Genomic DNA, 12,374 nt, shown 5'->3' with positions numbered 1-12,374 from the left:
GCAGCAGACGAGACAGCGATGACACTGGAACTTCCCGAAACCGGGGCCGCCATCACCTTCCGCAAGACGATGACCGTGGCCGAGCAGGGCTTTTTCACCGGCATCACCGGCAACATGACCAAACCGCACGTCGACCGCGCCCATGCCAAGAGCGCGGGCCTTGCGGATATGTCGGTCTTCGAGCTGGCCGCCTCCGGCCTGCTGACCACCGCGCTTGGCCGCCTCGCTGGCCCCGCGTGGCGGATCGGCGATTTCTCGGTCTCCTTCGCCCGCGCCTTCCCGGTGGGCAGCTCGCTCGCCGCCACCGCCACGGTCACCGAGGCCTCGCCCGAGGCCATCGCCTGCACCCTCTCGGTTCTGGTCGAGGGCGACGAGGTGATCACCGGCAGCGCGCGCATGGTGCCGCTGGAGGCCTGAGCATGTATGACATCCGCAATATCGACGAGCTGGAGGTGGGAGACCGGATCACCGTCTCCAAGACCGTCACCGAGGCCGATGGCGCCATGTACATCGCCGCCACCGGCGATTTCGGCCCCGTGCACGTGGACGAGGGTTATGCCTCGACCACCCGCTTCGGCGAACGGCTTGCGCCCGGTATCCTCGTCGCGGGCATCTGCACCTCGGTGCTGACCGCCGAGCTGGTGGGCACCGTGGGCGTGTCGATCCGCGACAGCTTCTGGTTCACCGGCGCGGTGCGCTACGGCGACACAATCACCTTCGACATCTGGATCTCCGGCAAGGACGAAGAGACCCGCACCGTCGACTGGCAGGCCAGCGCGACAAACGAAGAGGGCGTCGAGGTGCTGAAAGCCGACGCCACGCTGAAATTCCCGAGAAAGAGAGTAATCGCATGACCCTGACCGGCAAGGATCTTCGCGGCATCACCGTTGCCACCGTGCTGCCCTTCGACGAGGCGGGCGCGATCGACTGGGACGGCTATTCCGCCGTGCTCGACCATTGCGCCAAGCCAGAGACGACCGATTGCGTCTTCGTCAACGGCCATGCGGGCGAGGCCACCGCGCTGACCGACGCCGAAAAGGTCGAGGTGATCAAGCGCACTCGCGACCAGATCCACAAGGACCAGCCGCTGCTTGCCGGCATCGTGCCGACGGGCATCCCTGACGCTCTGCGTCAGGCCGAGATGCTGCGCGAGGCCGGCGCCGATGTCGCCGTGATCTTCCCGCCCGAGGCGCTTGGCGGCGGCAACGCCAACACCTCGGCGGCGGTAAAGATGTATGAGCTTCTGGCGTGCGAGATCCAGATGCCGCTGTCGCACTTCCAGTTCCCAATCGCGTCGGGCTTCGGCCTCGCGACCCCGGTGTTGGCCGAAATCGCGCAGATCCCCGAGGTCATCGCGATCAAGGAAGGCTCGGCGACGCTGCTTGCCTATGACGAGAACCGGCGCGCGGTGAAGACCGCAGGCCCCGACACTGCGATCCTGCCGTCGAACTTCCACTGGTTCTTTGCGCAGGTGGCGCTGGGTGGGGACGGCATCCTGTCGGGCCTTGCCAGCCTCGTGCCCGGCCTGCTGGCCGATCTGTGGCAGGCGTCGGAAGAGATGGACCTGGCCAAGATGCGCGCCGCCAACGACCGGCTCTACCCGGTGGTGCGGGCGATCTATGGCCCCGCGCCGGTGGTCGACATGCACACCCGCATGAAAGACGGGCTGCAGATGATGGGCGTGATCAAGAACGCCGCACCGCGCCTGCCGCTGCTGCCGCAGTCCGAGGCGGTGCGCGAGGGCGTGCGCAAGGCGCTGATCGCGGCCGAGGTGCTGTGATGAGCGCGGCGCTGCACGGCGGTCTCTACGCCGCGACGATCTGCCCGATGACCGAGGAGGGCGCGCTCGACCGCGCCAGCCTCGAACGGCATTTCCAAACCGTGCTGTCCGACCCGGGGCAGGCGGGGCTGCTGCTCAACGGCCACGCGGGCGAGGGCATCTTCATGACCCGCGCCGAGCAGGCCGAGGTGGTGCGCATCGCCCGCGAGGTGGCGGGCAAGCGCCGCATCCTCGCGGCGGTCAGCGCCGAGAGCACCGCCGTGGCCGCCGCCGACGCGCAGGCGGCGCTGAAGGCGGGGGCCGATGCGGTGATGGTCTTCGCGCCCTTCTCCTGGGCGCTCGGGGCCGACCCGCGCGCCATCGTCGCGCATCACCGCGGCATCGCCGAGGCGACCGGCGCGCCGGTCTATCTTTTCCAGGGCTCGGTCGGTTCGTTCAAGCTGGCCTACACGCCGGACGTCCTGCGCCGGCTGCTCGAGATCGAGGCGGTCGTCGGCATCAAGGAAGGCAGCTGGGAGAGCAAGGCCTACGAAGTCACCCGCCGCATCGCGCGCGAGATGCGTCCCGACGTGGCGGTCATGGCCTCGGGCGACGAGCACCTCTTCCCCTGTTTCATGCTTGGCAGCGATGGCTCGGCGGTCAGCCTCTCGGCGATCCTGCCCGAGCTGATCACCGCGCTCGACAGCCATGTCCGCGCAGGCGAGATCGACGAGGCTCGGGTGATCCACGAGGCGCTCTTCGAGTTTGCCAAGCTGGTCTACGCCGCGCCCGGCCACCTTGCCGCCGCGCGCCTCAAGGCCTGCCTTGCCGAACTTGGACGGATCGACAGCCCCGCCTGCCGCGCGCCGACCCCCCGTATCGAGCAGGGCGAGCTTGACGCCCTGATGAGCGCCCTTCGCCCCTGCCTGGAGCTGACCCTGTGACCAACCCGCAAACCCATATCGTCTTCGTCGACATCGACCCCGAGCACGAGGCCGCCTTCGACGACTGGTACGTGAATACCCACCTTCCCGATATTCTTGCATGCCCCGGCTGGCTGGATGCCCGGCGGGAGAAATGCCTTGAAGGCGGCCCGCGTCACGTCGCGATCTACACGATCACCGGACCGGACGCCTATGAAACGCCCGAGTTCAATGCTATCAAGGGCTTCGGGCCGTTCAGCGACAAGGTGCGGAACTTTCACCGGATCCGGCTGACGCAGAGCTGAGGCAGCGGTTTGGGACAGGAAAGGGCCGGCAAGGCAAAGCCGGTGCAGGGGTATCCGATCGGCGACATGCTGAACCTTCGTCAGCTCGAGATCCTGCGCGCCGTGGTGCAGTACCGCACCACCGTCGGCGCGGCGGAGCGGCTCGGCATGTCGCAGCCCTCGATCTCCAACACCATCCGTCACATCGAGACGGTGCTCGGCTTCCCGCTCTTCGAGCGGGTCAGCAACCGCCTGTCCCCGACCGAAGAGGCGCTGATCCTGCTGGAGGAATCCGAACCGCTCTTCCTTCTGCGCGACGCGGTGAACCAGCGCGCGGCGGACTTGCGGATGGGGCGGATCGGCCGCATCCGCATCGCCTCTACCGCCGAGTTGAGCGAGGCGGTGCTGCCACGGGTGATCGCGGATTACGCGAGGGAGTTCCCGCGCATCCAGATATCGCTCGAAACCCGCCCGCTCGACAGCGTGTTGCAGGTGGTCGAGAACAGCGTCGCCGACGTGGCCTTTGCGCTGTCGCCCTTCGAGCGGCAGGCACTGGACTACGAGCTGATCGACGAGCTGCGCCCGGTGGTGCTCTGCGACGAGAGCGATCCGCTGGCCAAGCTCGAGGTGGTCAATCCCAAGGACCTGGCCGAGCGCCCGATGGTCGGCCCTCAGGTCGCCAACCGCATCGGTCTGATGCTGGCCGACAGTTTCCGCGCCCGAGGTCAGGATTACCGTCCAACCATCGAAACCCGCTTCATGAATGCCGCCGCGCGCATCGTGCGCGACGGTTGGGGCGTGGCGCTGGTGGACGAGCTTTCCGCCTTCACCGCAATGCGGCCGGGGCTGGTGATCCGCCCCTATGGTCCCGAGATGCACTTTGATCTCTGCGCTGCCATCTCCCGGACCAAGCCACCCTCGCGGCAGACCCAGCGCTTCATCAAGGCCTTCCGCGAGAGGGTGGCGATCCGCCTCGCCGAGGTCAGGGCAGAGAGTCTGCGTCCGCTTCAGGGCTGAGGGTCTCGCGCAGCGCGCGCAACAGCGCCGCGCCGCCTTCCGCAATCAGGTTGGTCTCGTTGCTCGCAACAAGCGTCGTGGCCCCGAGCGATAGAGCGTGGCTCCGCACCAGCGCAGGCGGAAGTCCCATCACCCCGAAGCCACGACCATTGGTCCGCGCCGCCCCGGCGATGCGGGCAAAGGCTGCGAGCACTTCGGGGTGTGCAAGATCGCCGCGATGGCCGATGCCGTCGGCGAGATCGTTGCTGCCGATCATCAACATGTCGATCCCGGGCGTGGCGGCGATGTCCTCCACCGCCTCGAGCGCGGCCGCGCTTTCGATCATCGCGATCACCTCGACCTGCCGCTCGGCGGTATCGGTCAACTCGGCCGCGGGCACGACGCGGTAGTCGAGCGCGGGCAGCGGGCCGGGCAGGGCGCGGGCACCCCGCGGTGCGAAATGGCAGGCGCGGGCGATATTCGCTGCCTCTTCGGCACTGTCCACATGCGGCACGATTACCCCGGTTGCACCGCAGTCCAGGACCCGCGCGATGTCGGGTGAGGCCGGGCCCGTGACGCGGCCGTAGACCGGCAGGCCCGCCGCCAGACCCACCGCCGCGGCCTGACCGAGATCGCCGAGGCCAAGCGGCCCGTGCTCCATGTCGATCACCGCGAAGTCGAATCCGGCCCCCCGTGCCAACAGGATGGCCTCGGCGCGTCCGAGCAGGCAGAAGGCGAGGCCGAAGCGCGCGCCCGCGGCGTTCTCATGCTGCCCGATGATTGATCTGATACTCATGGATTGACCACTTTTTGATCCGTTCGCTTTTGTGTCATCCGCAGAATAGATCAGATTTTCCCGGAATATTCGGAAAACCGGGGCGTTAAATACTTCCTATCACGATATTTATAGACCCATAGCTTCACCGGCCCGCCGATGCCGGTAACCTCCTCTGAAAATCAGCTCCGGTGACGTTGGCTCGGCTTTTGCCTATCCGCGCACCCATGCGACGAAAGGAGGTGCGTCCATGCTTGACCGGACGTCCAGCAACAGCGGAGTGACGGCCCTGCACGATGGTGCGGTCTTCCCCAACTTGATCAGATTCCTTCGGTTGTGCCTCACCGCCCTGCGGCGCTTGGTGGACGGTGTGGCGCTGCTGCTGCTCGCCTACATGGCCTGCGCCATCGGCGTGCAGATCATCGGCCGCTACTTCTTCAATTACTCCATCGCCTGGAGCGAGGAGACCGCCACCTTCGCACAGGTCTGGCTGACGCTGCTCGGCGCCGGGATCGCCATGCGCTACAACCAGCACGTCGGGGTCGACGTGCTGATCCGCAAGGCCCCGCTGCCGGTGCAGCGCCTGTGCAACGGCGCGAGCCTGCTGCTGGGTCTTTGGTTTCTTGGCGTGGTGGTCGTCGGCTCGCTTTCGATGCTGGCCATCGGCTTCGTGGTGAAATCCCCGGCGCTGCGCATTCCCATGTCGGTTCCCTACATGGCGTTGCCGGTCGGCTTCGGCTACTTCCTGATCGAATACGCCGTGACGACGCTGCCGAAGGTGATTGATCCGCGCCGGGCCGAGCCCGCACAGGACTCCGACGCGGAGGGTGCGGCATGATCTGGGCAGGCGGCGGCTTTCTCGTCCTTCTGATCTCGGGCACGCCCATCGTGCTGGCCCTCGGCATCGCGGCGCTGCTGGCGATCGAGCTGACCACGACCGCGCCGATCTCGATCGTCGCGCAGCGGGTCTACGGCGGCATCAGCTCGTTCACCCTGATGGCGATCCCCTTCTTCGTGGCCTCGGGCCTGCTGATGGAGGCGGGCGGCATCGCACGGCGCTTCGTCAACCTGGCCAGCGCGCTGGTCGGCTGGATCACCGGCTCGCTCTACATGGTCTCCATCGTCACCGGCACCGGGCTCGCGGCGATCTCGGGCTCGGGCTCGGCCGACACGGCGGCGATCAGTGCGGTGATGACGCCGGAGATGCGCAGGCGGCGCTACGACATCGACCTCGCCTCGGCGGTGATCGCGGCCTCGGGCTCGCTCGCCTCGATCATCCCGCCGTCGATCGTGATGATCGTCATCGCCATCACCTCGAACCAGTCGATCGGCGCCATGTTCCTCGGGGGTATCGTGCCGGGGCTGCTGGTGATGATCGGGCTGATGGTCGGCTGCTGGCTCTACGCCAAGCGCGGCGGTGACGCCTATCGGGACCAGGAGGCATTCACCCTCGCGCGCCTGCGCAAGGGGTTCATCGATGCGGCCCCCGGCCTGCTGGTGCCCATCGTGATCATCGGCGGCATCGTCGGCGGCATCTTCACCGCCACGGAGGCGGCCTGCGTGGCGCTCTTCACCACGCTGATCGTGACCATGTTCATCTATCGCGAACTGAAGCCACGCGACCTGCCGCGCATTTTCCTCAAGGCGATCAGCCTTTCGGCCACGGTGCTGATCATCATCGCCACCGCCTCGGTCTTCACCTGGATCATCGCGACGCAGGGCTTCCCGGCGATGCTCAAGGACTGGCTGACCGGGGTGACCGACAACCCCATCGTCTTCCTGCTGATCGTGAACCTGCTGCTGCTCGTCGTCGGCATGTTCATTGAGAGCATCTCGGCGGTGCTGATCCTGCTGCCGATCCTTCTGCCCATGGCGCAAAGCTACGGCATCAACCCGGTGCAGTTCGGGGTGATCACCGCGTTCAACCTCTCGATCGGTTTGATCACGCCGCCCTACGGCATCTGCCTCTACGTCGCCTCCACCGTGGCCGGGCGGCGCATCGAGCAGGTCTCGCGCAAGGTCTGGCTGCCGCTCGGCTGCATGCTGGTGGCGCTGCTGCTGGTCACCTTCGTGCCTGCGATTTCCCTCTGGCTTCCCTCGGTCCTGCTGTGACCGCGGGTGCCGTCCCACCCCCACTCACGCAACCTCAACCAAAAGAGAAAACAAAGATGTCCAACAGGGTTCTCACCACCATCGCCGCGCTGGCCGCTCTTGCCGCCGCGCCGGCCTTCGCCGCCGACTACACCTTCAAGGTCGCCCACACCAACGCCGCGGGCGAGGTGCAGGACATGGGCCTGCAGAAGATGAAGGAGCTGCTTGAAGCAAAGACGGACGGCGCAGCCACGCTGGAAATCTACGCCGGCGGCCAGCTCGGCGACGAGCAGCAGACGGTCGAGGGCGTGATGCTCGGCTCGCTTGACATGGGCATGACCTCGAACGCGATGCTCTCCAACTACGTCGAGGACTACAAGGTCTTCGACCTGCCGTTCCTCTTCCCGACGATCCCCGAGCTCGGCGACAAGGTCGATGCCAACTGGGACATGATGGAATCCTCGGCCAACGGCTCGGGCTTCCAGCTGCTCGCCGTCTTCTCCTCGGGGATCCGCCACCTGATGACTTCGAAGCCGGTCGAGAGCATGGATGACCTCGCGGGCATGAAGATCCGCACCATGCAGAACCCGATCCACGTCGAGGCCTTCCGCGCCTATGGCGCCAACCCGACGCCGATGTCTTACTCCGAGCTCTACGGCGCGCTTCAGTCGGGCGTCGTCGACGGGGCCGAAGGCGCCTCCACCGGCTATGACGGCATGAAGTTCTACGAGGTCGCTCCCGACTTTGCGCTGGTCGGCTGGCTGAACATGACCGCGCCCGTGACCATGAAGAAAGACACCTTCGACGCGCTGCCCGAGACCATCCAGACCGCGCTGATGGAAGCCGGCTCGGAAGCCGCCAGCTGGCAGCGCCAGTATGTGGTGGATCAGGAGCAGCCGCTGATCGACAGCTTCAAGGAGCATGGTGTCACCATCACCACGCCCGACACCGCGCCTTTCGTCGAAGCCTCGCAGCCGCTTTACCAAAGCCAGCTTACCACCGAAGGTCAGAAGGCCCTCTTCGAGGCGCTGACCCAGTAAGCTGACCCCGGACCCGCGGTGTCCCCCTCCCTATCCGCCGCGGGTCCGACCTCTCTTCCAGGAAAGACCCAAGCATGCTCGACACGGCCATCCGCAACGCCGAGATCATCACCGCCGCCGACCGCATCCGCGCCGAGATCGGCATAAGAGACGGACGCATCGTCACCATCGCCGAGGATGTCGGCCCCGCGCGCGAGGAAATCGATGCCGCGGGGCTTCTGGCGCTTCCGGGCGGCATAGACGCGCATGTCCACCTCGCCCAGCACCAGGGCGGCGGCGTGGTCATGGCCGACGGCTTCGAGAGCGGCACGCGCTCGGCCGCGGCGGGCGGCAACACCACGGTCATGCCCTTTGCCCTGCAGCAGAAGGGCCAGTCGCTGCGCGAGGCGGTCGCGGCCTACCACGCCGCGGCCGAGGGCAAGTGCCACGTCGACACCTCGTTCCACCTGATCATCACCGACCCGACGCCGCAGGTGCTGGGGCAGGAGCTGCCGGCGCTGGTCAAGGCGGGCTACACCTCGTTCAAGGTCTTCATGACCTATGACGACATGGTGCTGAACGACGCGCAGCTGCTCGACGTCTTCGACGTTGCGCGGCGCGAGAAGGCCATGGTCATGGTCCATGCCGAGGGCTACGACGCGATCCGCTACATGGCGAAACGGCTGGAAGAGGCGGGCAGGACCGCGCCTTATTACCACGCCGAGAGCCGCCCGCAGTCGGTCGAACGCGAAGCCACGCACCGCGCCATTTCCCACGCCGAGCTGACCGACGTGCCGATCACCATCGTGCACGTCTCGGGGCGCGAGCCGATGGAGCAGATCCAATGGGCCAAGCGCCGCGGCATGAACATCTGGGCCGAGACCTGCCCGCAGTACATCACGCTGACCGCCGATGACCTGAAGGGGCTCAACATGGATTTCGAGGGCGCCAAATATGTCTGCTCCCCGCCGCCCCGTGACAACGACAGCCAGAAGGCGATCTGGGAAGGGCTGCGCGACGGTACCTTCGACATCTTCTCGTCGGACCATTGCCCGTTCCGCTTCGAGGACGACAAGGGCAAGGACGCGCCCGGTGCGCGCACCTCGTTCCGCTGGGTGCCGAACGGCATCCCCGGCATCGAGACCCGGCTGCCGATCCTTTTCTCCGAGGGGGTTTCCAAGCGCCGCATCTCGATCGAACGCTTCGTTGCGCTGACCGCCACCAACCCTGCCAAGCTCTTCGGTCTCTACCCGCGCAAGGGCACCATCGCCGTGGGTGCCGATGCCGACATCACGCTCTGGGATCCGTCTCGCGAGGTGACGATCTCGCAGGCGCTGATGCACCACGACTGCGATTACACGCCCTACGAGGGGCTCGCTGTGACGGGCTGGCCGGTCCGCACCATCCTGCGCGGCAGGACGATTTTCGAGGACGGCGAGGTCACCGGGGCGCGCGACGCGGGCGTCTACCTCGAACGCGGCACCAGCCAGGCTTTCGGGGCCTGACAGCCGTACCGCCCCTCTGCGATCGGATGAAGACGCAAAGGGGCGGGTGACGCCGCACCTCCGTGTCGGCTCTGCCGCGGGGACGCGATAGTCATGGCGCATCAGGGTCTTGGCAGACCGCATGGCCTGGCGTACCGTCGCGCCATGTGGATGCCGCTGTTTCTTTTTGCCCTGTCTCTCGCCGGATTGGCCGCGGCGCTGATCCTGCCGGGGCTGTCCGATGTCCTGCTTCTGGCGGCGCCTTGCGCCCTTGCCAGCCTGATCCTGCTGTTCCGTGCGCGGCGCGGTGGAGCGGGGCGACAGCATATCATCCTCGATGGCTCCAACGTCATGTACTGGCGCGGCGACGGTGCCGAGCTGGCGGCAGTCAAGGACACGCTGGACAGCCTTGCTGCACGGGGCTTTCTGGCTGGCGTCATCTTCGACGCCAATGTCGGTTACAAGCTGGTCGGCCGTTATCAGGGGGATGCGGAACTGGCTGAGTTGCTGGGGCTGCCCCGCGACCGGGTGATGGTGGTTCCCAAGGGCGTTCCGGCGGATCAGATCATCTTGCGGGTCGCCCGCGACCAGGGCGCGCGCATTGTCACCAACGATCGCTACCGTGATTGGGCAGAGGCGCACCCGGAGATCGGGCGTACCGGTCATCTGGTGCCCGGCGGCTACCGCGCGGGCAAACTCTGGATGGGCATGGAGCCGGAGGCGACCTCGCAGGGCTGAACTCGCGCCGCCATGGCCGGCATTCGGTCTTTCAACTCTCGGGTGCGATGCGCGAGACGAGGTCTTCCATCATCGCGGCGTTCTGCATGCGCAGGATCGCCTCGGCCGAGGTCGCGTCCTGCCGGCGCAGCGCCTCGATCAGCAGCTTCATCTCTTCGGCCATGACCCGACGCCGCCCGGTGCCGTAACCGTAGCCACGGCGGAAGGCGAAGATCGTGTCCCAGCCGCGCAGGAAGACCCGCAGCGCCTCGCGGTTGCCGCCGAATTCCACAAGCCGGGCGTTGAAGCGGCGGTTGCAGTCGATCGCCTCGAGATCCTCGCCGGCCTCGAGGTGCATGCGGTATTCCTTGGCCAGACCTTCGAGTTCCCGGATCCGTTCCAGCGTCAGCATCGCCATGCCGCGCCGCACCGCGAAGATGCGCAGTTCGGTGTTCAGCTCGAAGAGGTCGGTGATATAGGCGCGGTCGAGCTGGCGCACGGTGGCGCCCCGGTTGGGCTCGATGGCCACCAGCCCCTCGCCCTCGAGCTTCCGCAGCGCCTCGCGCAGCGGCATGGTCGAGAAGCCGAGCCGCTTGGCCAGCTCGGCGGTCTTCAGCCGCTCGCCGGGGGCGATGCGCCCGGAAAGAATATCCTCGCGGATCAGGCGGGTGGCCTGATCCACGGAGTTTTGGGCGGCATCTAGGGCGAGGGCTTCGTTGGACATGGGCAGACCTTCCGTCAGGGCTTCTTGCGGATCAAGGAGATATGCTCGGCGTCGATCAGCAACGTGCCGTCATCTCGGATCAGCCGCACCGCTTCGGTGATAACTCCGGCAGGGCGCGAGCCGCTTTCGCGCTTTGCGGTGAAATCCATCTCCACGTAGACCGCGTCCCCGGCGCCGATGGGGTGCTTGAAACGCACGTTGTTCCAGCCGAGCGAGGCGATGGAGGTTTCCTCGTAGAGCTTCAGTTCCGTCTTCAGCCCCTCCATCAGCGCAAGGCCATAGAGGCCATGCGCGATGATGCCGGGGAAGCCGGCCTCCTTCGCGTAGTCCTCGTCGGTGTGCAGCGGGTGGTGATCGCGCGTGAGGCGGCAGAAATCGGCAATGTCGGTCACGGTGATCTCGTGACCGGGTGTCGTGTAGGTCCGGCCGATCTCGACGTCTTCGTAGTAGAGGTTCATGCGTAGGCCTTCTGCACTTGCCGCGCGATGATCATGCGCTGGATCTGGTTGGTGCCCTCGTAGATCTGGCTGAGGCGCACGTCGCGGAACAGCCGCTCGACCCGGAACTCGCGCGAGTAGCCGTTGCCGCCATGGATTTGCAGCGCGTTCGAGATGTGCACCTGCGCCATGTCGGTGGTGAAAAGCTTGGCCTGCGCCGCCTCCAGCGCGATCGGCTTGCCCGCGTCATAGAGTTTCGCGGCATTGTGGATCAGCAGCCGGGCGGCGGCGATGTCCTTGGCCATGTCGGCAATCATGAACTGCACCGCCTGATGCTCGAAGATCGGCTTGCCGAACTGCTTGCGGTCGCCCGCATAGGCGATGGCATCCTCCATCGCCGCCTGCGCCATGCCGAGGGCCATGGACGACATCATCAGGCGCGAGAAGTTGAAGTTCTCCATCGCCATCTTGAAGGCGCCATGCTCCGGCCCGATCAGGTTGCCGACCGGCACGCGCACCTCGTCGAAGCTGACCATGCATTCAGCCAGACCGTGCATCCCCAGCAACTCCTCGGACTTGCCGCGGATCACGCCGGGGCGGTCGGTTTCCACAAGAATGCACGAGATGCCGCGATGCCCGGCCTCGGGATCTGTCTTGGCGAAGACCATGATCATATTGGCGACCTGCCCGAAAGTGACCCAGGCCTTGGTGCCCTTGATGACATATTCATCACCGTCGCGACGCGCGGTGGTCTCCATCGCCGCCACGTCCGAGCCGTGATCCGGTTCGGTGACCGCCGTGGCGGGAATCAGCTTGCCCTCGAGGATGCCGGGAATCAGCGCCTTGTGCTGCTCCGAGCCGTGGTGGTCGAGGAAGAGCGCAGCTTCGACAGGGATCGCGAAGGCATTGCCGACCGCGCCCGAGCCGCGCGCGATCTCTTCCATGACGATGCAGGCGGCCATGGCGTCGAGCCCGACGCCGCCTGCCTCCTCGCGCAGCGCGACGCCGAAAAGCCCTTGCTCGGCCAGCGCTTCGTAGACCGGGCGGGGGAATTCGTCGTCGCGGTCGATGGCCGCGGCGGCAGGTGCCACCACGTCGTCGGAGAGCCGCCGTGCGGTGTCGCGGACCATGCGCTGCTCTTCGGAATAGAACTGATCCAATCTGA

General features: G+C 66.4%; 15 protein-coding genes. 11 read left to right on the top strand and 4 right to left on the bottom strand.

All coding sequences use genetic code 11. The annotated features are described in order from the left end of the window. Positions 1–18 precede the first annotated feature (18 nt). The 6 genes from IQ782_RS08325 to IQ782_RS08300 all read left to right on the top strand — a co-directional run bounded on the left by IQ782_RS08325 (position 19) and on the right by IQ782_RS08300 (position 3,983). Complete coding sequence (locus tag IQ782_RS08325) at positions 19–417, top strand: MaoC family dehydratase (RefSeq protein WP_194134165.1); 399 nt, start codon at positions 19–21, stop codon at positions 415–417. 2 nt (positions 418–419) lie between these two features. Beyond that, positions 420–854: a MaoC family dehydratase gene (locus IQ782_RS08320; protein WP_194134164.1), complete on the top strand. Its 435-nt coding sequence runs from the start codon at positions 420–422 to the stop codon at positions 852–854. After that, positions 851–1,780, top strand: coding sequence for a dihydrodipicolinate synthase family protein (locus tag IQ782_RS08315; RefSeq protein WP_194134163.1), 930 nt, complete (start codon positions 851–853; stop codon positions 1,778–1,780). The genes IQ782_RS08320 and IQ782_RS08315 overlap by 4 nt, the downstream gene beginning before the upstream one ends. Next, on the top strand, positions 1,780–2,703 hold the full coding sequence (locus IQ782_RS08310) for a dihydrodipicolinate synthase family protein (protein ID WP_194134162.1): 924 nt from the start codon (positions 1,780–1,782) through the stop codon (positions 2,701–2,703). Before IQ782_RS08315 ends, IQ782_RS08310 begins: the two co-directional genes overlap by 1 nt. Next, positions 2,700–2,987 (top strand): DUF4286 family protein, encoded by a 288-nt coding sequence (locus tag IQ782_RS08305; protein ID WP_194134161.1) that lies wholly within the window; start codon positions 2,700–2,702, stop codon positions 2,985–2,987. The genes IQ782_RS08310 and IQ782_RS08305 overlap by 4 nt, the downstream gene beginning before the upstream one ends. 66 nt (positions 2,988–3,053) lie before the next feature. Next, positions 3,054–3,983, top strand: coding sequence for a LysR family transcriptional regulator (locus IQ782_RS08300; RefSeq protein WP_240989178.1), 930 nt, complete (start codon positions 3,054–3,056; stop codon positions 3,981–3,983). Here IQ782_RS08300 and IQ782_RS08295 read toward each other — a convergent pair. After that, entirely contained in the window at positions 3,949–4,758 is an 810-nt protein-coding gene (locus tag IQ782_RS08295; RefSeq protein WP_194134160.1) for an HpcH/HpaI aldolase family protein, read from the bottom strand. The two genes, IQ782_RS08300 and IQ782_RS08295, sit on opposite strands and share 35 nt — an antisense overlap. 229 nt (positions 4,759–4,987) lie before the next feature. Between IQ782_RS08295 and IQ782_RS08290 the strand changes: the two genes are divergently transcribed. The 5 genes from IQ782_RS08290 to IQ782_RS08270 all read left to right on the top strand — a co-directional run bounded on the left by IQ782_RS08290 (position 4,988) and on the right by IQ782_RS08270 (position 10,069). After that, positions 4,988–5,575, top strand: a complete 588-nt coding sequence (locus IQ782_RS08290; RefSeq protein WP_194134159.1) for a TRAP transporter small permease — start codon at positions 4,988–4,990, stop codon at positions 5,573–5,575. Continuing rightward, complete coding sequence (locus IQ782_RS08285) at positions 5,572–6,849, top strand: TRAP transporter large permease (protein ID WP_194134158.1); 1,278 nt, start codon at positions 5,572–5,574, stop codon at positions 6,847–6,849. Before IQ782_RS08290 ends, IQ782_RS08285 begins: the two co-directional genes overlap by 4 nt. Before the next feature lie 56 nt (positions 6,850–6,905). Next, positions 6,906–7,868 (top strand): TRAP transporter substrate-binding protein, encoded by a 963-nt coding sequence (locus IQ782_RS08280; protein WP_194134157.1) that lies wholly within the window; start codon positions 6,906–6,908, stop codon positions 7,866–7,868. A gap of 74 nt (positions 7,869–7,942) precedes the next feature. Then, the gene (gene hydA, locus IQ782_RS08275; protein WP_194134156.1) at positions 7,943–9,352 is read left to right on the top strand and encodes a dihydropyrimidinase; all 1,410 of its coding nucleotides are present in this window, start codon (positions 7,943–7,945) and stop codon (positions 9,350–9,352) included. 93 nt (positions 9,353–9,445) lie between these two features. After that, complete coding sequence (locus tag IQ782_RS08270) at positions 9,446–10,069, top strand: NYN domain-containing protein (RefSeq protein ID WP_240989177.1); 624 nt, start codon at positions 9,446–9,448, stop codon at positions 10,067–10,069. Between the two features lie 31 nt (positions 10,070–10,100). Here IQ782_RS08270 and IQ782_RS08265 read toward each other — a convergent pair whose 3' ends face one another. From IQ782_RS08265 to IQ782_RS08255, 3 genes are read right to left on the bottom strand one after another with little or no spacing between them, the layout of a single operon-like run. Continuing rightward, the gene (locus IQ782_RS08265; protein WP_194134155.1) at positions 10,101–10,772 is read right to left on the bottom strand and encodes a GntR family transcriptional regulator; all 672 of its coding nucleotides are present in this window, start codon (positions 10,770–10,772) and stop codon (positions 10,101–10,103) included. A 14-nt stretch (positions 10,773–10,786) separates the two neighbouring features. Then, entirely contained in the window at positions 10,787–11,230 is a 444-nt protein-coding gene (locus IQ782_RS08260) for a MaoC family dehydratase (protein WP_194134154.1), read from the bottom strand. Further along, positions 11,227–12,369, bottom strand: a complete 1,143-nt coding sequence (locus IQ782_RS08255) for an acyl-CoA dehydrogenase family protein (RefSeq protein WP_194134153.1) — start codon at positions 12,367–12,369, stop codon at positions 11,227–11,229. Before IQ782_RS08255 ends, IQ782_RS08260 begins: the two co-directional genes overlap by 4 nt. Between the last annotated feature and the right edge of the window lie 5 nt (positions 12,370–12,374).

The organism is Salipiger mangrovisoli, assembly GCF_015223355.1.
GTDB classification, from domain to species: Bacteria; Pseudomonadota; Alphaproteobacteria; order Rhodobacterales; family Rhodobacteraceae; genus Salipiger; species Salipiger mangrovisoli.
This window is presented reverse-complemented; position numbering and strand designations above follow the sequence as displayed.